Origin of the sequence: Spongiibacter marinus (assembly GCF_016906995.1) — a bacterium.
GTDB classification, from domain to species: Bacteria; Pseudomonadota; Gammaproteobacteria; order Pseudomonadales; family Spongiibacteraceae; genus Spongiibacter; species Spongiibacter marinus.
This window is the reverse complement of the sequence record NZ_JAFBBD010000005.1, coordinates 252384-274582: the sequence shown is the minus strand read 5'-3', so window position 1 is coordinate 274582 and position 22199 is coordinate 252384. Positions and strand designations below refer to the sequence as shown.

Below are 22199 nucleotides of genomic sequence, written 5' to 3'. Positions count from 1 at the left end.
TAAAGTTCCGCTTTAATATCTGCGCCACTTTGCAAAAATCCCATTCAGTCCGCTAACGCGCCCTACGCTCTCGGTGTGGGTACATCGTCAACACCCACATCTTGCTGGGCAATCAAGGCATCGACCTCGCTGTCGGTATCCGCGTCGGCGTCCAAACCGGCATCTGCGCGATGCTGCTCAGCCACCAATACCAGCTCGGTGTACAAGGCGAAGTGGTCGGAGCCAAAGGCCGGCAGTCGGTCAATCTCGGCAACAGCAAAGTGGCTGCTGTGAAACACGTGATCCAAGGGCCAGCGCATGCCCGGATATTTTGCGTGGAAGGTATTGAACATCCCGCGCCCAACCCGGGGGTCCAGCAGGCCGCTTTTCTTGCGGAACAAGCGCGTTGTTCGCGACCAGGCCACATCATTCAGGTCGCCGCACACCACCACTGGCTCACGGCAGGCATCCAGCTTCTTGGCAACCACCATCAGCTCCGCATCGCGCTCCGCCGATTCGTCATTTTCTGTCGGGCTCGGTGGTGCAGGGTGCAGGCAGTGTAAGCGCAGCCGCGGTCCGTCCGGCATTTGCAGCAACACATGTATCGACGGCACATCCTCTTCGACCAAAAATTCAACGTGGCTATCGAGCAGCGGCCAGCGCGAATACAAGTGCATACCGTATAAATTATCCTGAGGACATTTAACGCTGTGGGGATAGTCGGCATCCAGCTCCGCCAGCGCGTTTTGCCACCACGCATCACTTTCCAGGGTCACGAGCACATCGGGGCGCGTCTCTCGCACCAGCGACAAAAATGCCTCAGCGTTGCGATTGGGGGTAAGCACATTCGCCGTTAACAGACGCAGTGTGGGTAGCCGTGTTTGAGCCGGCGCATCTGGCACCTCCTTGGGATAAAACGGCGTGTAGGGAATGATCCACCACCACTGATAGACGGCGCAGGCTGCGGTCACCCCCACCATCGCCTGCACCCACTCCTGATTGCTATCTAACAGCAGATATTGCGCTGCCACCAAGGCGCTGGCCAGCAGAGCAATTTGCATGCGCGGGAAATCAAACGCGCGTACCCACCACTGCTGCTTGGGCAGGGCCGGCAATAGCGAGGCCACCACGCAAACCAAGCTCAATACCACAATTACTGCGCCCATTACGATTCCTCGGCCATGCGAATATCGGCACTGACAATGCGGCCCTCTCGCAGGCGATAGCGCGCGTGCAACAACAATTCCAGGCTCTCACCCTCGGCAAATGAGTGACCCATAAAGTCTGCCACCGCCACCTTGGCAGTGAAGCGGTCGCGAATATCAACGCCGTATTCGTCGCCGTGGCAGGCAATATGTTCAGGCGTCATGTGGTCGTAGAACTGGGCAATAATGTGTTTGTACACCGCTAGAATCGCGTCCGGCCCACGCAGTGCCCCGTCGGCGGTATGCAACACAATATCAGGGTGATAAAAATCCCTCAGTGCATCGGGGGATTCTGAATTATAGGTGCGAAAATAGTCTTCAATAATCGCTTTACTCATCCCGCGTCGCCTCGGTGCCTATAGGGGTACTCGCCGCACGCAACCGCGTTATACGGTAGGCCAGCGCCAGCAAAAAACATAGCACAGCGGGTATTGTCAAAGCGAAGAAGCCAAGCCCGGCATAGAGCCAGGCCCCGGCACTGCCGCCGCCGGTAAAACCCAAAATGATCAGCATAAACAGGCTGGCTTTGCGGCGGTCAAAGTGCTCGCCCCGCAGCGCGGCGCCGATCATTATCCCGAGGTCAGTGAACAAGCCGGTCACATGGGTGGTGCGAACCACAGCCCCGCTGTACCGGGTCGCCATGGCATTTTGTAGGCCACAGGCCGCCGACGCAAAGTAGTGCCCGGCGCCCTGCTCACGCTGAAGAAACGCGATCGCTATCAACAACAGTGCCCCCTCTATCACGAGCAACGTGTCGTAATGGCGTCCCAGGCTCAGGGTTTCGCTGCGGTTCAAATACCCGGAAATTGCGGCGCCCAATAGAAAGCTCAGCAGAATTGCCAATAAATGCCAGGCCCCGGTATCGCTCAGTAGGCCAGCGCCCAGCAGCGTAGCGGTGCCGGACAGGTGAGAAACCGACTGGTGGGCAAAACCTAGCAGGCCCACCGCATTAACGATGCCGGCCAGCAGCGCCAAGGTAAAGGCGCCCAGCTCCAACCAACGCGGCAGTGAATGAATCAACGCTAGCTCCCTTTGTCTGTCGGACAAACCCGTGGAACCGTTGCAGGACGGTTTGCGAAATTGACGCTACGCCAGTGGAAACGCACGTTGCCATTCGCTACCGGCACCCGTGCTATAACTCAGCCCACTGCCACCGGGCGCTCGGCAAGGCCTCGCTTGCCAAACCGCAGCCAGTGCCTCGCAACCGGGCGAAAAATACACCAGTACCTCACAGTGCAAGCGCCCCTCTGACTCGTGCCTGGTTATCAAAACCCGCGGCGTGGCAGACGCCGAGTAGCGGCGCTGAAAGTCAGCTACCAGAGCGGCGTGCTGCGGCTCCGCCAGCAGCGCATCGCCTAAATTCAAGCAGTGCCACCCAGCGGCCATCAGCGAATCTTGCGCACCCGTACACTGCGGCCTTTCAGCTTACCGGCCGTCAGCGTGCGCAATGCTTGGTCGGCGACATGTCTGCGCACGGCAACGTAGGCACAGTTATCAAAGATATGAATTTTACCCACTTCTTTGCCGGCAACACCGTCTTCACGAGTGAGTGCTCCAAGGATGTCACCCGGGCGAATTTTCTGCTTTTTGCCGGAGTCCAATTGTAGGCAAACCATCGCCGGTTTGTAGCCCGGGGCGCTCAATACGGCGGCACTGGGCAAGGGCTCGGGGCGGATCGCCGCCTGACTCTGCGCTTCGAGCCGCTCAATTTTCTGGCGCTCGCGATCGCCAAACAAGCTACAGGCGCGCCCCTTTGCACCGGCCCGACCTGTTCGACCAATCCTGTGAGTGTGAACCTCGGGATCGCGGGCGATGTGGTAATTGATCACCATATCCAGCTCTTCAATATCCAGGCCTCGCGCGGCCACGTCGGTGGCCACCAACACCGACACGCTTTTGTTGGCGAAACACACCAAGGCCTGGTCACGGGCGCGTTGGTCCAACTCGCCGTGCAGTGCAATGACCTTCAGATTGGCCTCGCGCAGTCGCGCCGCCACCTCTTCGGTATCGCGCCGCGTGTTGCAAAACACCACGGCGGAGTCGGGGCGGTGTTCAAGCAGTAAGCGAAGCACTGCCTCTACTCGCTCGGCATTGTCATTGACGTAATAAAAACTCTGCGCGATTGTCGTTGCGCTGTGCTGCTCTTTAATTTGCAGCAATTCAGGCTGGTTCATCACCCGCTTGGAAATTGCGCGGATCTCATCCGGGTATGTTGCACTGAACAACAGGGTCTGACGCTGCTTAGGCATTTTTTCCACGATGGCGTCCAGCGTCGCCTGAAAGCCCATTTCCAGCATGCGATCGGCCTCGTCCAGAACCAGCATGGAGAGCGCGTCGAGCTTCAGATTGCCCTTGCGCAGGTGCTCCTCTACCCTTCCCGGCGTCCCCACAATAATATGCGCGCCGTGCTCCAGCGAGCCGACCTGCGGCCCAAAGGGCATGCCACCACACAGGGTCAGCACCTTCACATTGTGCACGCCCCTCGCCAACTTGCGCAGCTCTCTCGCCACCTGATCGGCCAACTCACGGGTTGGACACAGCACCAATGACTGCACCGCAAAGCGTTTGACCTCCAGCTTCTGCAACACCCCCAAACCAAAGGCCACCGTTTTGCCTGAGCCGGTTTTGGCCTGTGCGATCAGGTCCACGCCGTCGAGAATGCGCGGCAGGGCGCCAGCCTGTACCGCAGTCATTTGCTGATAGCCCAAAGAGGAAAGGTTATTGCGCAGCCCACTTTTGAGCGACAGGCTGGCGAAATCGTAGTGATTCAAGGTGGTACCTATGTATATTGAGCTGGCGGGTATAGGGCTATGATGCCAGTTCAGCCGTGTTTTAAAAGCCCAAAAGCAAAAGGGCAGAACCTCGCGGTTCTGCCCCTTCTCGTTATTCGGCCGTAGCCGAGTAATGCTGATCCGACTAGCGGATCACATCATTACAGTACAACGATGTTGTCAGCCTGTGGGCCTTTTTGGCCTTGGCTTACAGAGAATTCTACACGCTGGCCTTCAACCAGAGTTTTGAAGCCGCTGCCAGAGATAGCGCTGAAGTGTGCGAACACGTCTGGGCCATTTTCTTGCTCGATGAAGCCGAAGCCTTTAGTTTCGTTGAACCATTTTACTGTGCCAGTAACTGTAGACATATTTCTATCCTGAGTTTTCAAAAATAAGTTTTGCCTCACACGAGGCGGTTGTGCTGGAAGTGTTTCTATTACTTATGAGATCAGGACGAGAACTAAAGGTAGAACATCGAAATGGCGTGCATAAATATTAGGAGCTACTTTCTAGCTGGTGCCCACTATATAGGTAAAGTGAATAGAGGTATAGCTTTTTTTAGGCCGTAAAAACCGCAGCCAAACCCGACTATTCACCACGCTGAGCAATAACAGATTGCGCGCGGCAACTGACGATTGCCGGCGCCTTGTGCAGCAAACTGTCGTCGCGAAGCGCCGCGACCATAAAGCCAGCAAAATCCACCCGCCGCGTTTTATTGCTGGCCAAAATCGGGTCGCCGGCGGGCTCAGCATAATCCAGCACCGCCTGCGCCGTACCATAGGCATACTGCTGGACACCCCAGGGCACCAGCACAACTACGGCACCATCGCAGCCTTGAAGGGCGCGACGCAGCACTGCCCGATCATTGGTTTTACCGGGAAAGATCTCAATGCCGCCGGCAAATTCGTCCAGCTTTTTCACGCTCTCGGGGCGACAGACAGCGGCGACCTCGTCACCCGCCTCCAACAACTGCCGAACCATGTATTGCCCCCAACTTGCCCGAAGCGCCCACCACACAAATTCGCATTTCTTATCCCTCGCCTGTCAGCCTGAGCTCAGCCCTGCAAGCCCTCGCGGGCCATAAATTCTGCAACCCGTTGTCGCGCTTGCGCATCGCGATGTTCGTCGCCGCGCCGGCTGTCCATTTGGTCAATATAATGCAGCAGCCCCACCTCGTTAAACGCGTACATCGGGGTATCGCTGCAAACATCGGCGGCCTGCTGCGCCGACAGCAGGCTGGTTCGCGCATGGTACAAGCGATTATGGTGACTATTATCGAGTATCAATAAACCCGGCTGACGATTCAGCAGCAGACCACTGCCCTCATCAAGACTGCGAGCCACCCACTGCTCGTGTAAGGCATCAACAGAAAGCTGTGGCTGCTGGCCCTGCAACTGGTAAAAGCGCTCAGCCATCGTATGGCCCATCACCCAGGTAGCGAAATAACGGCGCGGTGCAGCCAGCCAAAAGGCCGTCGGATACGGCGGTGTGTCCTGGTGAGGGCTCTGACAAAAGTCAGTGAGATAGGGATTGCTGCTGTATGCATGCTGCTGAGGCGCGCGTTGCGCCAGGGTGTAATTGGTGGGGTTCAGCGGCAAACCGGGGAATTCGATAATGCCCCATTCAAAAATTTCCTTGCGCAGCTGCTGCAAGAAGTCGTAGGCCGAGGCATTAAAAGGGTGGCAGCCGTGCAGCGCTTCAGGCACCGCTATGCGAAGCCCTAACAAACGGCCATCCAGGCGATAGCATCCCGTAGTAACCGTGCATTCTGCAGCGATGTCATCAAAGCTAAAGGCGGGGCGGGACATACACACTCGGAACTATTCGCGACCGTAGGCCCACCACATTATAATCAGCCTCCCCTAATTACCAGCCCTGGAATGCCCGCAATGAACACAGCAATGGCGCGCCACATTCTTGTCGCGACGGAGGCCGAAGCCTTGGATATCAAACGCCGCCTTTCGAAAGGGCAGGCCTTTGATGTGCTGGCACGCAAGTATTCCAAATGCCCCTCAGCGAAGAAAGGCGGCGACCTCGGCGAGGTTCGCCGCCGACAAATGGTACCCAGCATCGACAAGGTCATTTTCAATAACGCCCTGCGCCAGACCCACGGCCCGATCAAGAGTAAGTTCGGCTATCACTTGGTGCAGGTGTATTTTCGCGGTTAAGCGCGGCGCCTGCTGGGCCGCGCCTGAAGGCGTTTCGCCGCGATGATTATCGCGGTTATCGAAAAGCCAGCCCCCAGAACCATCATCGTAATCACCAATACATCCCAGAGAGGGCGACGGTTAAGCAGCGGCAAAAAGTCCCAGCTATGCAAGCCGTTGTATAGCCAGCGCCGCAATCGCTCGCGCTGGTTAAGCCTGCCACGCAGCTCACCCGTGAGCGGGTCAATGTGGAACCACGTTGCCTGTGGGTCGTCAAAACGCAGCCGCATCACCGGCAGCGGACGATAACGCTGGTGATGGCTGTAGTAGTACACATCGTGCCCGGCCAGCACCTCAACCCGGTAGCCGTGGTCGGGCAGCAGCTGCGCTGCGGCCTCGGCGATCTTCGCCGCCATCACCGGCTCACGCTGCCAGGACAGCGGCCGCAATAGGTCTGTGTGGCGAGGGGAGCGCGAGCCAAGCAGGTAATATTCGCCGCCCAATCGTCGCCAATGCAATTCTCGGTATTCCCCGCTACGGAGAACCTGTTGAAGCGCGGGCAGTGACGCCACCTCGTCCGCGATTTCGCCGCCGCCGTAATAGCGCTGCGCCTGCCGAGAGTAGGGCTCGCCTGACGAAAAAATTCCCCACGGGCTCATCGACATCAAACCGCTGAACATATAGGTGGCGAAGAATAATACGCAGATCAGCCCCATTACGTGGTGCCATTTCATCACCCCACGATAGGGGCTATAACGACGCCCCTTGTAGGGTTTGCGCAGACGCAAACGCCAAATACCTACAACGGCCCCACTGGCAATAGACAGCAACCCCAATAGCGATAAAGCAATTACCAACTGCGCCCACAGTTCTGAGTGGCGACGCAGCGCCGCCGGATAGAGCCAATGCAGGTTGGCCCCCAGCCAATTCCAACTGCGCTCGAAGCGCGTGGTATCACGCAGCACCTGGCCCGTTTGCGACGACACATAAAGCTGAAGCCCATCCTCGGTGCCAAGGTCCACCCGAAAGAGCGGGCGATGCTCACGCAAGCTCGACGATAAGCTCCACTGGTCGTAGTCGATACTCGCCACCGATACCACCCCGGCGACACTGGCAGCCAGGCGACCACTGCGCCGGGCAAAGGCCTGCGCAAGCCCGACGGCCTCCTCCGCAGAAATGGCGGCGACGGGCTCGGCCGTATCTGCGTAATACCGCTCTGTTCGGCCATCGCTGAAACCAACAACATAGGCAGCGCGATCGCCAATGGCGCGCAGACTTAGCTGAGTAACGCCCACCTCGCTCAACAACTGCCGCGGGGAAACGGCAACGGCAGAGGCCCGCAGCGGCGGCAAGCCCGCCAGTCGTTCCTCCTCGCTCAAGCCAGGATAGGGCACATACATCAGCACAATGCCGCTGATAAACCACATGGCAAACAGCACGCACATGGCCACACCCAGCCAGCGATGCCCCAGATATAAATACCGTTTTAGTTTCATCGCGGCGCGCCTCAGAAGCGATAATTCACACTGAGGTCAGCAGCCCGTCCATCTGCCAGGATCCACTGATCACCATAGGGTGCCAACACATAGTCGCGGGTGTCCGACAGGTTTTTACCGCGCAAACTTATTTGCAGGGCATCACTAACCTGCCAGTGAAGGGCCGCGTCGACAACGCGGTAGGACGGCAATACCGAGGTGTTACTGTCATTGGCATAGCGCTCACCCACATAGCGCAGGCCCGCACCCAGCTGCCAGTGAGGATGCCACTGCCAACGCAACCACAGGTTGGCGGTTTTCTCGGCGACATTGCGCGGGGTGTTTCCGGAAAGATCATCGCTGCCTTTCACGAACTCCTCGTAACGCGCCCGCGCCAATGCCAGATTAAAATCAAGGCTGACCGACTCGCTTACCTGTGTATACACCTCCCACTCGATACCTCGGGAAGATTGCTCACCAATTTGCCGCTGCACACCGCCGGGGTCAGCGCTCAACAGGTCGCGTTTGACGATATCGTATACCGCTAAACTGGTTTGCAAACGCCCCTGCCAGTACTGCTGTTTTACGCCGAGCTCTACTTGCTCACCCTTGGCCAGCGCCACGTCATCGTTCACCGATGTCAGTACCGATCCAATGGGATCGAGTGCACGGCTGTATTGCGCATAGACAGAGGATTCCTCTGACGGCTGGTAAACCACACCAACACGCCAACTGCCACCACTGGGCGACGAGGTACTGCGCGACGCGCTCTGGCCGTTGCTGCGCGCAACGTCGTTGCGCTCGATCTCAAGTCGGTCGTAGCGCAAGCCCAACACGGCACTCCACTGTGGCGTGATTTGCAGATGATCGTCGAGAAACAAGGCGACTTGCTGTGTATCACTGCTGAAGTCATCGCTGGTGGCACTCTGCACACCGTCGCGCCAACGGCCCGGCGCAGGCTGCTCCAAGTCGACGCTACTGCTGCCTTGGTAAGGGGAGTTATTGCGGTGGCTGAAGTCAATATCGTTCACTTCCAGACCGATGTTGAATCGGTTGTCACGCCCCAGTAGGGGTTGCACTAAGGTGACATCCGCGCGATAGCCCAACTGCTCCTGGTCGTGCAGTATTTCCAGATAGAAACTCCGATCCACCTCGCCAGAGGCCGAGTTGTAGGCGTAACTCTCAACATTGCGCCAGTGGCGATCGGCACGCATGTAGTAAAGTTCACTGCGCAGTACCGCCGCCTCGCTGATCTGCCAAGTGGCAGAGAGCCGCGGCCACAAATCCTGGTAAGACACGATGGCATCGCTAACATTGTAATTATTGCGGCGTGTCGACGGATGCACCCGACCATCGACCAGTGGCGTTCCCCAGTAGGGCGCGGCATCAGTGTCGGCAATATCGACGGCAAGCTGCCACGACAACTGCGCCGTCTGCTGAAACAAGACACCAACCGCCAGCGCCTGCCGATGCTCATCGGCGCGGTCCACGTAACCATCGCTGCGGTGATCCACCGCATCAATGCGGTAGGCGAGCTGGTCGGATACCGCATCCCCCAGGCCCAGCGCAAAACGTCGCAAACCAAAACTGCCTGCACTGATATCAAGCTCATTCGGCGCCTTCTCGAAGGACGGCTTTTTCGGCACGTAATTCACCGTGGCGCCAATGGCGCCCACACCATTGATCACCGAACCAGGGCCACGCAGCACCTCAATGCGCGCCATTGTCCAGGTGTCGGCAGGGAAGCTGACCGTGCCACTGCCTACATACAAGCGCTTGCCATCATAGGTGCTAACCACCGAACTGTGCCCGGCAAACCCGCGAACGGACGTGGCACTGCCGCCATTTCCCGGCGAGGCATTGGCGGCGAAGCCCGCCGCCCGCGTTAGCGCAGACAAGCCCGAGAAGTCGCCCTTTTCAGCAATGTCTTCTCCGGTGATGACCGCCACGCTGGCGGGAATTTCCATCACGGTTAAGCCCAGCCGAGACCCGGCCCGGTGTTGCTCATACAACGATAAGCCCGCCGACGTGTCGGCTTCGGCGGTCACCGCCATTTCTTCAAGTTGAAGATGCTCCGCAAAATTTGGCGCGCACCACACCAGCCCGCTGCACAGCAGCAAACATCGCGTATTGTTCATTGTGAAACCTCAAACGTAAGTTAAAAAACGCATGAGGGAGGGGACGAGGGAATTCGACAGCGAGCCGCCAGGGCCAGAGGAAGTCCAACGCATGAAGCCCTCCGCTTCATTGCTGTTAACGTCTAAAGGCCGGTATCGGGCTCTCATCGAAATGATCACCGTTGCGGGGGCAGCGTTGGATTCACCTTGGCGGTTTACCAAACTTCCCGTTTAACCTGCCAGACCGATTGCTCGTGTCGACAGGCACCTTCAGAACGCGGGGGAGCATACCACAGCTCACCCGCGGCACAAGTTTATCAGGCTAGCAAGGCAAGAATCAGAAATAGCGCTGTGCCGGACAAGCTCAGCTGCATGGTTCGTGTTTTCAGCCCTTTTGAGGCCAAACCCAAATACAAACCACTGAGCATAATCACGACCAGTGCCATTGAGAACGCAATTTCAAACTGCTTATACAGCGTTGGACCATGCCCCTTGTGCAGCTCGATTAAAGCGGCAATCAAATCGGGCTTGGCAGCGACAATATGCAGGCCATCATCGCGTTGCAACAACTGGTAGAACTGACGGTTGGTCGGACGAGTATCCAGGTTTTCGCCGCGGTGCTTCAAATATTGGAAGTTGCTGTTAAGGCCCTGCTCTTGGAGTAAGTCGCGCACCTGCTGCTCCAGGTCGGGGCTTTGGGTATCGATCTTTACCGGCACAACGGCTACGGTCTCTTTTTCGACACTGCCCTTTACACCCAACAGGTAGAGCCCACCTGAGAGCGCCATGATCACCACCATCGGCGCAAAGAACGCGGCTAAATACAGGTGGATATTGATAACTAGCTTTCTGGACATTACTGCACTCCCTTACAACCAAAAATGGCATGCCAGAATAGCATGCCATTGATGTCGGAGTTTGACGCAGCTCTATGACAGGCGCATTAAAATGCGTATTGCCAGCCTGCGGTTAGCGTCGAGTCCAGTTCCATTTGCGGGCCGTCCAAGTGCTGGTAAACCGGCTCGCCATATTCCAGCGCCAGCCGGTGCCCCTTCGCGCCCCCTTTCAGGAACAGGTAATTGAGGCCCAATGAGAGCTCGCTGCGCTCGCCACCCTGCGCATCGGGGTCCGCCGTTGGCACCATCATCGGATTCAGATCGTCTCGCGCTCCGTCGATATTTCCCCAGGCGCTGTGAGTTACGCGCAGCGAAGCGCTCAACGCCGGAGAGAAGCTGTGCGCCAACCACGCACTTACTTGGGCGCGATTGCCAAGACGGTAGTCGTTGTCGTTGTAATCACTGCGAATGGTCAACGCCAGCTGGGCGCCCCAGCTTAGTGACGCGTCCTGACCGCTGTAGGTCACACCCGGCAGCAGGTCGACGCTGCCACTACCCAGTTGCATGCGGTAGGGCAACTTGGCATTTTTCATTGCTGGCGTGTCATCGCGCTCATCAATGCTACCAGTTGGCAAGCTAAGCCCAAGGTTGGCGTGCACTCGATGGGCATTATCGGCAGAGGCATAAAGTGTAACCAACGCCGAGGCCTTCACGTCGCCCCAACCACTGCTCTCTGTCGTAAAGCGGCCACCCATGCGCGTTTGGTGATCCATTTCGTTACTCAGGTAGGGCAGCATAAACATCAGCGTAACGTCATCGCTGGGTGCATACATGGCACCAAACATATGCATTTCCATATCCATGCTTAGCGGCGCAACCATATAGGGGCCAGGGTTCATCATCGTGCCGGTAATCTCTCGGGCAGAGAGCGAGTCACCACCGTCGAGATTGCCTTCCATCTCCATTGCCATATAGCGGTAGGAGAACATCCACTCACCCGCTTTGTGAGTGTGGTCACCCATTACCCCAATGGGGCCGTGGGCGGCCGCGCCCATCGACGCCACCTGCACAATGTCGTCGTGCGCAAATACAGGGGTTGAGCTTAAAACCGCAGCCGACAGCAGCGCCGTGCAAAGAGTAGAGCGGGACATAGAAATTGCCTGTTGTTATGACTAAGCCTAAAGTTGGCTACATGGTAGCAAAATCGCCGCCACCCTCTCTGCGACAAAATGTCGCAGCCATTCGCCTACATGGCGACAAGCGCTATACTCGCCTCTTTATCTGGAGCGGCCTGTGAATTCAGACATCGCCAATATGCGCCGACTCTGCGCGATTCGTAGCGTTGTTATCGCCGGGCAATTCGGTGCCTTACAGTTCGCCAAATACCAGCTTGGCTGGCTCCTGCCCTACGTAACACTCGAGCTGCTGCTTGGCGTCATCGCTATTTTTGCCGCCTTTTGCTGGTGGCGCAGCTATCAGCGCTGGCCCGTTACCGACTTAGAATTTTTCGTTCAGCTGTGCATTGATGTCGCCGGCTTTACCGCCGTTCTGTACCTCTCCGGTGGCAGTAGCAACCCCTTTATCTCTTACCTGTTAGTGCCCCTGTGCATATCAGCCACAACACTGCCGCTGCGCTACACCTGGGGCCTGGTCATCGTATCGCTGCTGGCATATGGGCTACTGCTGTTTTACTTCATCCCGCTGGCGCCCCTTTCGCCCCACGCCCAGCATATGCACAACGCCCCGGCCATCAATATGCATATGGTCGGCATGTGGATGAACTTCGTGGTCAGCGCCCTGCTTATCAGCTACTTCGTATCCGCCATGGCGTCCAGCCTGCGCCAAAAAGAAAACGAGCTCGCCCAGGTGCGTGAACGCCAGCTACAAGACGAACAACTGCTCGCCGTCGCCACACTCGCGGCCGGTACGGCGCACGAACTCGGCACGCCGCTAGCCACAATTAAGGTAATTAGCGAAGACTTGCTGGACGAAATAGACGACAACTATGCCGACGATGTGGAGGCACTTAGCGAGCAAGTCGACCACTGCAAACAGATTCTCGATAAATTGGTGAGCACCGCTCGCGACCTGAGTACCCAGCAAGCAGAAGCCACAGCACTGGTTAGCTATATCGACGGTGTTATCGACCGCTGGCAGCTTATGCGCCCCGCTTGCGCTGTCGCCGTGTCCATTGCCGACGACTGCAAGAGCCTGTCCATCAACTTAGACGGCACCGTCTCGCAGAGCATTCTCAACCTGCTAAACAATGCCGCCGACGCCAGCCCCGACGATGTTGCGCTGGCGGTTCATCGCGACGACATTCATTTATACATAACGATTTGTGACCGCGGCCCGGGCCTGCCCGGCGCGGAGGGGCGTATTCACCGCGCCTATGTCAGCACCAAAGGAAAGGGCCTCGGGCTGGGCCTATTGCTCAGCCACGCCACGGCCGAACGCTACGGCGGCCAGCTACAGTGGCAGCGCCGCCCGGAAGGCGGCAGTCGCCTGGAGCTAAGCCTGCCGCTGGCCGCGATTACTCAGCGAAGCTATTGAGGGGATACGCCATGACCGCTAAACGCTTTTTAGTCATTGATGATGACGACGCCTTTTGCACCGCCTTGCAACGTTCGCTAACGCGCAAGGGCTATGAGGTAAAGCTGGCGAATAATCTCGATGAGGCCCGCGAATGCTGTCAGCAGTACGTTCCGAACTATGCGGTGGTGGACCTGAAAATTGACCAGGAGTCGGGCCTGAACATTATTCCCTATTTGCGCAACCGCTTCCCCGACATACGCATGCTGATGCTGACCGGCTATTCCAGCATCGCGACCGCAGTGGATGCCATAAAACTGGGTGCAGATAATTATTTGCAGAAGCCCGCTGGCACCGCCGCGATTCTCGCCGCGCTGGAGGAGAGCTCAAAGCCTGAGCCGGGGCAAGCCCTTCCCCCCAGTAACGCACCGTCGCTGGAGCGCATGACCTGGGAGCATATTCAACAGGCTCTGAAGGATAACGATGGCAATATTTCTGCCACGGCGCGGCAGCTGGGAATGCACCGGCGCACCTTGCAGCGAAAACTACAGAAGCGGCCGGTTAAGTCTTAAAAGCGGCTATATAAGTCAGCAACCCCGGGCAACACCCGGGGCAGAGATGCAAGGCCCCGCAGGGCCCAGAATTAATCGCTAACGCTGTTTCCGGCATCGAGTTCGAAGATGCGTACATTGCCGCTCACCTCGTTGCCGACAACAATGTAACCCACGCCCTCTTTCAGGAAGCCGGTCAGCCCTTCTGGACCCACATCGCCCGTTTCGTTTTGCAGGTCAGCCGCAAAATTGCGATTGTTCACATACTGCACAAACTGCACGCCGTAGGGCGAGGTCACGTCGTACACCGCAATGCCGCCGGTGCGCTCCAAACCAATAAAGGCATAGACACGCCCCAGGCTGGCGATCAGCGTCAAGCCTTCAGGCTCGGCGCCTTTGTCGTCGCTGCGGGTGTCGCGGTCGTTGGCATTATTGCCCAGCAAAGCGTGGGTCACGCGCAGCAAATCCGCGCCGGAGTCGAAGACTAAGTTGCCCTCTTCATCCCAGATCGCAAAGGACCGAGCACCGAAGGCACTGATTTCTTCAATGTCGTTGTCAGCATCGGTGTTACCCGCCTCGCTGCTCACCTTCAAGCGGCCAAGTTGGTTGTCGTCAGCGGCTGCATTGGCACTGGGGTTTGCCGGGTCGATATCCGGGCCACTCACACCATCGAGGTCACTGGCGCGCAGCTCCTCGGAAAAACCGCTGTAATCGCGGGCATCACCTTCGTTGGCGGTAACAAAGAAATTCTTACCTGCAAACTGATAGGCCGCGATCGCATCCGGCTGGTACATACCCACCACGCCCGGCCACAGCCCAAAATTAATGCTGCCGTCGTCGTTAACATCCAGCTCATTGCCCTTCACACCAAAGTCTTTGGTGCCCAGCGCGAAAATCTCGCTGACGGATTTGCTGTCGAAATCGATCACCGCTACGGCGTTGTTTTCCTGCAAGCTGACGAAGGCTTTGCTGTTGTTCAGCGCTACGCCTATGTACTCCGGCTCCAAATCCTGGGCGACGCTGGCACCCGGCCCGAACACCCGCACACCGGCGGGCAATTCGCTGGCGCGCGCACCGCCCGCATTAAATTCGCTGAAACCAATCTGTGTAACTTCCGCGGCATCAACACCGTCAGTCAGGTCGATGAGGGTTACGCTGCCTTCGGGGTCGATGCTGTAGTCATCATTGGGCTCGCCTTCATTGGCAACCAGCAAGCGCTGCGCCAGCAGGTCAAAGGTCAGCATATCCGGCCCGGCACCCACCTCGAACGTGGCCGCCAGGGTAAGGTCTTCAAGGTTGTATAGCGCGGCAATACCGTTTTGCTGACGGTCGCTGTTTTCAATAGCAACGGCAACGTGTTGTGTGCCCACAGCCACGCTATTGATTGCACCGAGGGTCACACCGCTATCGGTGGCCGCCGCCGCAATATCGAGCTGCCCTAACAGCGTAGGCTGCAGTGGCGTTTCAATATCTAACACTTCGACAATGCCAAGCTGGGCATTGACCACAAACAGCTGGTCATTGGTGGTATCCACGGCAACAATCTCTGCCGCGCCAGTATCGGGTTGGGCATCGGCACGTTGATAGCTGGCCGACTCGGCATAATCCAGGCTTGGGCGATAGGGCGGCGTGCTGCTGATAATGAAGCTACCCAGCGGCAGAATGCTGATACGGCTGCGCGCGCCGGCACTGCTTTGGTCATACACGCCATAGCGGTTATCCGACACCACGGCAACAAACGCCGAGCTGAGCAGTGCCAGGCCTTCAATATTTTCGCCGAGCGCATCAATACCCGCCGGCAGCGGCATGCTCAAACTGTCAAAGCCCAATTGCTTCACGACAAAGGGCGCGTCGCTAACCAGGAACTGCTCTTCCAGACTGGGCGAGGTACTCTCCTGGTCCCACTGACTGCCCAGAATACTGGTCGCCTTAGCGAGGTTGATTCGGTAGTACTTACTCACGTCGCGAGCCTGCTCAACCACCACCAGGCTGTCCACATCCACGGCGGCCGCTTCGGTTACGCGCACCTCGCTTTGGCTGACAAACTCACCGTTGTCCAGCGCGCCTTTACCATCGTGTTTGGTCGCAAACTGTGAGGGCGTATCCAGGCGATACAGGTATTCACCATCAACACTGGCAATGCTGCCGTCGTCATTCAACGCCAGTTTAACGATACGCACCACGCGCGAATCGGCTACCGCTGCCACGCTGGGGTTAGCCAGCGGCGCTTCCATCACAAAGTATAAGAATTCGTTGTCTGGCGTCACGGCCAAGGCTGAAATCCCGCGGTCGACTTGGCGACGAGCAAGAATACCGGGCAGGAAGCCTTCACTCACGGTGTACCCGGCAGCAACGTAGTCGACGCCACGCCCCTGAGGAACTTCACGGCGCACAATGCGGCCGTCACTTTCCAACAACACCAGGCTGGGGCCGTATTCATCGGCCACCCAGAAGCGGCCATTATTCAGGCGCACCAGCGCCTCGGGGTCGAAGCCATTGGCGCTGGTGCCCAGCTCATTGCCATTGGGGTCGTAACCCACTTCGCCTGAGCCCTCATTGGGCAGGCCGTTTACATCCGAACCGTTTTGCGTGGAAATACGAATGGTCTCAAGCTTTTCAATGCTGAGCTTGGTGCCCACACCGCTGAGTTTCCACTTTTGAATTTGCGGCGCAAACTGTGGCAGAGCGAAAACCGTACCCGCATTTCCGCCACACAAATTCGCTACACCGATAATTGCCTGGCTCTCCGAACAGTCAAAGGTCGGACCGCGATCGCTTAAGGTGTAGAAAAAATTATTCCCCTCATCGGTCGAGCGAAATGCGCTACTGCCGATCGACAGGCTGAGATCCAAGCTGGCGCCACCTTGGAATTGCACGCTGCCGAGTGACTCCTCAACAAAAAACTGTCGCGAATTGAGTTCATAGGACAAGCTGCGGCTGCTGGAGCTACTGTCGCCACTACAGGCAGCCAGGCCGAGTGCGGCCGCGGCAAGCACCGATAGAGTTTTTGCAAAAGCCTTGGTGGTTCCCATCATCAATACGCCTTAAATCAGAGGAAGGCGCCGCAGCGCCATTTATTCATTACTATTGTTGTTAAGTCACTGCCACGCACAGCAAAAGGGGGCCTGCGCAGCCCCCTTACTCATCCTCGCCCTGCCTTACAGTTGCGAGCGGCCTTTGTTCGCCGCGATGCGCAAGCGCAGTGCATTGAGCTTGATAAAGCCTTCGGCGTCTTTTTGATCATAGGCGCCAGCATCATCTTCAAAGGTGGCAATCGCTTCGTCGAACAAGGAGTTGTCTGACTTGCGACCTACTACGACCACATTGCCTTTGTAGAGTTTCAGACGCACGGTGCCATTCACAAAGCCCTGCGACTCATCAATGGCGGTTTGCAGCATCCGGCGCTCGGGGCTAAACCAGTACCCGTTGTAAACCAGCTTGGCGTAGCGCGGCATCAGCTCATCTTTCAGGTGGGCCGCTTCGCGGTCCAGCGTGATTGATTCGATAGCGCGGTGGGCCTTGAGCATGATGGTGCCACCCGGTGTTTCGTAACAGCCGCGCGACTTCATACCCACGTAGCGGTTTTCAACCAAGTCCAGACGACCAATACCGTTGGCGCCGCCAAGCTTGTTCAAGGTCTCAAGCATGGTCGCAGGGCTCAGTGCTTCGCCGTTCAGCGTAACCGGGTCGCCGTTTTGGTAGCCGATCTCGATATAGGTTGGCTTGTCGGGCGCCGCCTCTGGGCTAACGCTCCAGCGCCACATGTCTTCTTCAGGCTCCCAGTAAGGGTCTTCCAGCTTGCCGCCTTCGTAGGAGATATGCAGCAGGTTGGCGTCCATAGAATAGGGCGACTTCTTCTTTTTGCTGGAGAAATCCACCGGGATATTGTGGGTCTCGCAATAGGCCATCAGCGTTTCGCGAGAGGTCAGATCCCACTCGCGCCAGGGAGCAATCACCTGAATACCCGGCTTCAGTGAGTACGCCCCCAGCTCGAAGCGTACCTGGTCATTCCCCTTACCTGTGGCACCGTGCGAAATGGCATCGGCGCCGGTTTCATTAGCGATCTCGATCAGGCGCTTGGCGATCAGCGGGCGGGCAATGGAGGTGCCCAGCAGGTACTCGCCTTCATAAATGGCATTGGCGCGGAACATCGGAAACACAAAGTCGCGCACGTATTCTTCGCGCAGATCATCGATGTAGATTTCTTTCACACCCAGCGCCTCAGCCTTGGCGCGGGCTGGCTCAACCTCTTCGCCCTGACCGATGTCAGCAGTAAAAGTCACCACTTCGCAGTCATAGGTTTCCTGAAGCCATCTAACAATGACCGAGGTGTCCAGGCCGCCAGAATAGGCCAGTACCACCTTGTTGATATCCGACATAACACACTCCGAAAAACGCCTGCAGGCACCTGGGCCGCAGGGTGGGAAAAAGGCCGCCATTTTAACGCTCTTTGGCCGCTGGTGCCATGCCGCAGGCCCGCTGGGGCAGGAATCATCGCAATAAATGCCCCCGCCTCAGCGCCGCGAACCGAAATTTAACGAAAGCCGCACCGCCTTCTACTGGCGCTAGTCTTCCGCTGACACCGTGGCCAGGAAGTTTTTGTACGCCGTCAGCACCTCATTGGGGGCTTCCACCTGCGGGTAGTGGCCGATGCGCGGCAGGCGCGCAAGAAAGTCCAGGCGGCACTCAAGCTGCTGGTAGCGCTGCACCATGTGGTCGCCGGAAACCGGATCAACCGAGCCATTAATCAGCGCCAGCGGCAGCTCCGCGCGCTGCAATGGCTCCAGCCAACGCTGCCGGTGTTGCTTTCGGTCTCGCATATAGGTGATCAGGTTATGGAAGATATGCTTGCCATCATTTTCGTTGATCAACGACCAAAAGGCGTTTAACTCCGTGTCGCTGGGCTGAGTATCCGGGCCGAATACCCGGCTGAAATTCTTGCGAAATTGGGCAAAGCCCGACAGGCGATTCAGCAGCGGCCCAATCGGCGACAGCAATAATTTCTGCGTTAACAAGGCGCGGTGGGTTTCCGGGAACAAGCCGCCGTTTAAAAAACAGCCTGACAACCACTGCCCGACGCCGCCCTCCTGCTGACGGGCTAGTAGCTCCTGCGCGACGGTGTCACCGTAATCGTGGGCCAGCACGTGATAGCGCTGCACACCCAACTCGCTGAGCACGGCCTCCACCAGATCAGCCTGCAAATGGATGCTGTAGTCGCGGCGCTTGGGCTTATCCGAAAAGCCAAACCCGAGCATATCCAAAGTAATCAGGCGGTAGTCCGGGCGCAGCCCTTCCCATAAACCCTGCCAGTCCCAACTGGATGTGGGAAAGCCGTGAATCAGAAGTATTGTCGGTTGATCTGCCGCGCCGTCATCGCGCACGAACAGACGGTGGCCCAGCACGGTCAGCATCCGCCCTTGTTCTCGCCAAAGCTGTTTGTTGGCCTCATTCCACAGTGTTTTATCGTTAGCGGCAGCCATTATTTCGCCCCTTTTTATTGTTGTTGCAATCACCGTAGCTAAATCCGAACTTGACGTCTAGTTCAATTTACACTGAACTGCCTTTAGCCACCACAACAACACAAGGCTCACTAACCACTCATGAAAGCCCTGCCCACACAACAGCGCGCACTCGCCAAACGCAATGCACTGATTAGCGCCGCTGAGCACTGCTTTGCCAAACTGGGTTACGAGGGTTGTACGGCAAAAATTGTTGCTGAGCATGCCGAGGTTGCGACGGGAACCTTCTATCAGTATTTCGACAACAAAGACGACATGCTGCACACGCTGGCGGAGCAGTGGTTTTTCGAGCTCGAGCACACCCTCGATGATCACCAGAGCAGCCCGCCCACGACAGACATCGAGGCGCGCCTGGAAAACAGCCTGCGCTTTATCTACGACTTCCACGAACAGAAGCCCGAGCTCCACCAGATCTTCGAGCACCGCCGCAACGTCGACGGCACGCTCGCCGACATTCTCAACCGCGGCGAAGCCAAACTGCAGCAGCACGTGGTGCAGTTTGTCCACGCGCTCAAGCTGCCCAATGCCGACCTCGTGGCCTACAACCTCTTTGCAATGGCCGAAGGCGTGGTTCATCGCCATGTATTTCACAGCGAAATAAAACAGGACAAAGACGCGGTTATTCAGCAGGCAGCCCGAATGCTCGCCAGCTATTTACACCACCCAAGCTAAACCAAAACGGGAATAACAATAATGACAAACCAACACAGCAGCATCGCCCCAACCGACATAGATACCCTGATTAAACAGGCCAAGGTGTTTAACCGTGGCCATGACCCGGTTATCGAAGACATTGCCATCGGCAACGGCCGCATTGTCGCCCGCGGCCCCGCGCTTGTACCCGGGCCAAACACCGAAGTCATCGACGCTAAGGGCCTGTGGGCCATGCCCGGACTCTTTGATATTCACACCCACTATGACCTGGAATTGGAGGTCGCACCGGGACTGCCCGAGTCCACCCGCCACGGCACTACCACAGTGGTGATCGCCAACTGCAGCCTGGGGCTGGCTTTCGGCGCGCAACGCGAAAACGGCGCCGACCCCATCGTTGACTGCTATGCCCGCGTCGAGAATATTCCCAAGGGCGTACTGCGAGACTGCGCCGAGAAAGTCTCCTGGCAGACACCGGCCGAATACCTGAACCATCTCGATGGCCTCGCACTAGGCCCGAATGTGGTCACCCTGCTGCCCCACTCCATGCTGCGCATTGATGCGATGGGCTTTAATGACAGCATTAGTCGCGACCCCAGCCAGGCCGAGCTCAGTGCCATGCAACGTACACTGAAAGGCGCACTCGCCGACGGCTACGTCGGCCTTTCCACCGACGCCCTGCCCTTTCACTATCTGGCGAACCAACCCAACTGCCACAAAACCATCCCCACACAATTTGCCAAATATGGCGAGCTAAAAGCGCTCACCCAAGTGGTGCGTGACGCCGGCGGCATCTGGCAGGCAACACCGCCTAAAGACAGTGCTCTAGGCACACTGAAAACGTTTCTGCTCACCAGCGGCCGCTTACACGGCCGCCCTCTCACCACCACCGTGGTCGCCGCACTGGATATCGCCAACAACAAGAAGATCGTTCGCCTGGCCCTGTTTTTGGCTCGAATGCTCAACAGCCGCTGGCTGAAAGGCAACTTCCACATGCAGGCCCTCGGCGCCGCGTTCAAAACCTGGGCCGACGGCGTCATTACGCCACTATCAGAGGAAATTCCCGAACTGCGCGCGCTCAATGAAACCGACTTAGAAGACCGCGCTGCGCGCCTCGCCATCCTCAATGACCCGGACTATATTCGCGCCTTTAAGCGCATGTGGATGAGCGGTAAACAGGGCTGGGGGCTGGCGCGCCTGAAGCGCAAACTCAAGCTCGAAGACTACGCCTTCAATCGCACCCTTGCCGATATGACCGTCGAGCGCTGCCCCATCGAAAACTGGCAGGGCAAAGACCTGCAAACCGTGTATGAGCGCGTACTGGCAATATTGCAGCAGCGGCCACCGCAAGACCTCGGCGAAGAAGAGCGGCAGCTCGTCGAACGCGACTTCACCGTAATCAACGACGAAGCCGACTTTATGCTGCAATTGCTGCGCAGCTTTGACACCGCGCTATCGTGGAGCACGATCACCGCAAATAGAAACCCGCAAAAGGTCCGCGAGCTGATTATGAACCCGCTTCTGTTGCCCGGTTTTAACGACAGCGGCGCCCACCTCACCAACATGGCCTTTTACGATGTAAACCTACGCTGTTTAAAGCTGGCGGCCGAAGGCGGCGACAAGGACGTGAGCTACATGGTGAAACGCCTGACCTGCGACGCTGCGAACGTATTCGGCGTCGACGGTGGCAGCATTGATGTTGGCGATACCGCCGACCTAATTTTGGTTGACCCAAAGCAACTTGCCAATTACGAGGGCCAAGCCAATGTAGAGCGGCGCTACCGCGAGGAATTCAGGCACGAGCAATTGGTCAATCGCTCCGACGGCGTGGTAACACAGGTGTTTATTGGCGGCCAAAGTGCATGGCGCGACCAGCAGTTTTCGCCGCAGCTGGGCAAGCAAAAGTTTGGCCGGCTACTGCGTCGCCGGGCGCATTAAGCCCTTCTGGCACAGCATGTTAGCACCGGGCAAGCGCGCCTAAGATGCTGTGCTACACTCAAATTGTGCATGGACCGCACACCTCTATTTCATCAACAAGAAGGATTTGGATGATGAGCTATTCACTGCCGCAACTCGCTACACTTATCAGTATGTTCTTTGTACTGGCGCTGACCTTTTCGGCCCCAGCCAGCGCACTGAATATCAACACAGCCACGGCTGCCGAGCTCACGGAGCTAAAGGGCGTGGGCCCAAAACGCGCACAAGCCATTGTGCGTTACCGGGAAAAACACGGCCCATTCCAAGACCGCGAAGCCCTGCTGGACGTGCCCGGTGTTGGCAAAAAAGTGTTGAAGGATAACCTCGCAATCATTGAACTGGAGGCGCGAAACACCACCGCAAGCAAGTAAGGCCGTTGGCACTGGCAGCGCTGCCAGTGCCCTGCTCCTTTGCCCTCTCCCCTCTGCAAAGCCACTCC

At 57.5% G+C, this 22199-nt stretch carries 21 protein-coding genes and 1 riboswitch; of the genes, 6 read left to right on the top strand and 15 right to left on the bottom strand.

All coding sequences use genetic code 11. The features are described 5' to 3' along the window. Window positions 1–62 precede the first annotated feature (62 nt). The 8 genes from HNR64_RS09705 to HNR64_RS09670 all read right to left on the bottom strand — a co-directional run bounded on the left by HNR64_RS09705 (window position 63) and on the right by HNR64_RS09670 (window position 5763). The gene (locus HNR64_RS09705) at window positions 63–1145 is read right to left on the bottom strand and encodes an endonuclease/exonuclease/phosphatase family protein (protein WP_204996289.1); all 1083 of its coding nucleotides are present in this window, start codon (window positions 1143–1145) and stop codon (window positions 63–65) included. Further along, window positions 1145–1522, bottom strand: coding sequence for a nuclear transport factor 2 family protein (locus HNR64_RS09700; RefSeq protein ID WP_204996288.1), 378 nt, complete (start codon window positions 1520–1522; stop codon window positions 1145–1147). The genes HNR64_RS09705 and HNR64_RS09700 overlap by 1 nt, the downstream gene beginning before the upstream one ends. Continuing rightward, complete coding sequence (locus HNR64_RS09695; protein ID WP_204996287.1) at window positions 1515–2204, bottom strand: YoaK family protein; 690 nt, start codon at window positions 2202–2204, stop codon at window positions 1515–1517. The genes HNR64_RS09700 and HNR64_RS09695 overlap by 8 nt, the downstream gene beginning before the upstream one ends. Window positions 2205–2270: 66 nt before the next feature. Continuing rightward, window positions 2271–2570 carry a hypothetical protein gene (locus tag HNR64_RS09690; RefSeq protein WP_204996286.1) on the bottom strand — a complete coding sequence of 100 codons (300 nt, stop codon included), beginning with the start codon at window positions 2568–2570 and terminating at the stop codon, window positions 2271–2273. After that, window positions 2570–3955 carry an ATP-dependent RNA helicase DbpA gene (gene dbpA, locus HNR64_RS09685; protein WP_204996285.1) on the bottom strand — a complete coding sequence of 462 codons (1386 nt, stop codon included), beginning with the start codon at window positions 3953–3955 and terminating at the stop codon, window positions 2570–2572. Before dbpA ends, HNR64_RS09690 begins: the two co-directional genes overlap by 1 nt. Window positions 3956–4116: 161 nt before the next feature. Then, entirely contained in the window at window positions 4117–4323 is a 207-nt protein-coding gene (locus HNR64_RS09680) for a cold-shock protein (protein ID WP_168448358.1), read from the bottom strand. Window positions 4324–4543: 220 nt separating this feature from the next. After that, window positions 4544–4936 carry an NAD(P)H-binding protein gene (locus tag HNR64_RS09675; protein WP_204996284.1) on the bottom strand — a complete coding sequence of 131 codons (393 nt, stop codon included), beginning with the start codon at window positions 4934–4936 and terminating at the stop codon, window positions 4544–4546. 74 nt (window positions 4937–5010) lie between these two features. Continuing rightward, the gene (locus tag HNR64_RS09670; RefSeq protein ID WP_204996283.1) at window positions 5011–5763 is read right to left on the bottom strand and encodes a hypothetical protein; all 753 of its coding nucleotides are present in this window, start codon (window positions 5761–5763) and stop codon (window positions 5011–5013) included. Window positions 5764–5844: 81 nt separating this feature from the next. Between HNR64_RS09670 and HNR64_RS09665 the strand changes: the two genes are divergently transcribed. Beyond that, window positions 5845–6123, top strand: a complete 279-nt coding sequence (locus tag HNR64_RS09665; protein WP_027874009.1) for a peptidylprolyl isomerase — start codon at window positions 5845–5847, stop codon at window positions 6121–6123. Here the strand turns inward: HNR64_RS09665 and HNR64_RS09660 are convergent. The 4 genes from HNR64_RS09660 to HNR64_RS09645 all read right to left on the bottom strand — a co-directional run bounded on the left by HNR64_RS09660 (window position 6120) and on the right by HNR64_RS09645 (window position 11681). Beyond that, window positions 6120–7598 (bottom strand): PepSY domain-containing protein, encoded by a 1479-nt coding sequence (locus HNR64_RS09660; RefSeq protein WP_204996282.1) that lies wholly within the window; start codon window positions 7596–7598, stop codon window positions 6120–6122. The genes HNR64_RS09665 and HNR64_RS09660 overlap by 4 nt on opposite strands. A gap of 11 nt (window positions 7599–7609) precedes the next feature. After that, window positions 7610–9715, bottom strand: a complete 2106-nt coding sequence (locus tag HNR64_RS09655) for a TonB-dependent receptor (RefSeq protein ID WP_204996281.1) — start codon at window positions 9713–9715, stop codon at window positions 7610–7612. A gap of 110 nt (window positions 9716–9825) precedes the next feature. Then, window positions 9826–9981: riboswitch (cobalamin riboswitch) on the bottom strand. A 30-nt stretch (window positions 9982–10011) separates the two neighbouring features. Then, window positions 10012–10551, bottom strand: coding sequence for a hypothetical protein (locus HNR64_RS09650; RefSeq protein ID WP_204996280.1), 540 nt, complete (start codon window positions 10549–10551; stop codon window positions 10012–10014). 86 nt (window positions 10552–10637) lie between these two features. Further along, window positions 10638–11681, bottom strand: coding sequence for a transporter (locus HNR64_RS09645; RefSeq protein ID WP_204996279.1), 1044 nt, complete (start codon window positions 11679–11681; stop codon window positions 10638–10640). 142 nt (window positions 11682–11823) lie between these two features. On the opposite strand from HNR64_RS09645, the gene HNR64_RS17480 reads away from it, so the two are divergent. Continuing rightward, a complete protein-coding gene (locus HNR64_RS17480; RefSeq protein ID WP_204996278.1) occupies window positions 11824–13083 on the top strand; it encodes an ATP-binding protein in 1260 nt (419 codons plus the stop codon). An 11-nt stretch (window positions 13084–13094) separates the two neighbouring features. After that, window positions 13095–13634, top strand: coding sequence for a response regulator transcription factor (locus HNR64_RS09635; RefSeq protein ID WP_204996277.1), 540 nt, complete (start codon window positions 13095–13097; stop codon window positions 13632–13634). A 71-nt stretch (window positions 13635–13705) separates the two neighbouring features. Here HNR64_RS09635 and HNR64_RS09630 read toward each other — a convergent pair whose 3' ends face one another. The 3 genes from HNR64_RS09630 to HNR64_RS09620 all read right to left on the bottom strand — a co-directional run bounded on the left by HNR64_RS09630 (window position 13706) and on the right by HNR64_RS09620 (window position 19093). Then, the gene (locus HNR64_RS09630; protein ID WP_204996276.1) at window positions 13706–16648 is read right to left on the bottom strand and encodes a choice-of-anchor I family protein; all 2943 of its coding nucleotides are present in this window, start codon (window positions 16646–16648) and stop codon (window positions 13706–13708) included. Between the two features lie 123 nt (window positions 16649–16771). Further along, on the bottom strand, window positions 16772–17992 hold the full coding sequence (locus HNR64_RS09625) for an argininosuccinate synthase (RefSeq protein ID WP_204996275.1): 1221 nt from the start codon (window positions 17990–17992) through the stop codon (window positions 16772–16774). Between the two features lie 186 nt (window positions 17993–18178). Continuing rightward, window positions 18179–19093: an alpha/beta fold hydrolase gene (locus HNR64_RS09620; RefSeq protein ID WP_204996274.1), complete on the bottom strand. Its 915-nt coding sequence runs from the start codon at window positions 19091–19093 to the stop codon at window positions 18179–18181. Window positions 19094–19213: 120 nt separating this feature from the next. On the opposite strand from HNR64_RS09620, the gene HNR64_RS09615 reads away from it, so the two are divergent. From HNR64_RS09615 to HNR64_RS09605, 3 genes are all read left to right on the top strand, one after another. Then, window positions 19214–19804: a TetR/AcrR family transcriptional regulator gene (locus HNR64_RS09615; RefSeq protein ID WP_204996273.1), complete on the top strand. Its 591-nt coding sequence runs from the start codon at window positions 19214–19216 to the stop codon at window positions 19802–19804. A 21-nt stretch (window positions 19805–19825) separates the two neighbouring features. Beyond that, complete coding sequence (locus HNR64_RS09610) at window positions 19826–21721, top strand: N-acyl-D-amino-acid deacylase family protein (protein ID WP_204996272.1); 1896 nt, start codon at window positions 19826–19828, stop codon at window positions 21719–21721. Window positions 21722–21831: 110 nt separating this feature from the next. After that, window positions 21832–22131 (top strand): ComEA family DNA-binding protein, encoded by a 300-nt coding sequence (locus HNR64_RS09605; RefSeq protein WP_204996271.1) that lies wholly within the window; start codon window positions 21832–21834, stop codon window positions 22129–22131. Window positions 22132–22199: the final 68 nt, after the last annotated feature.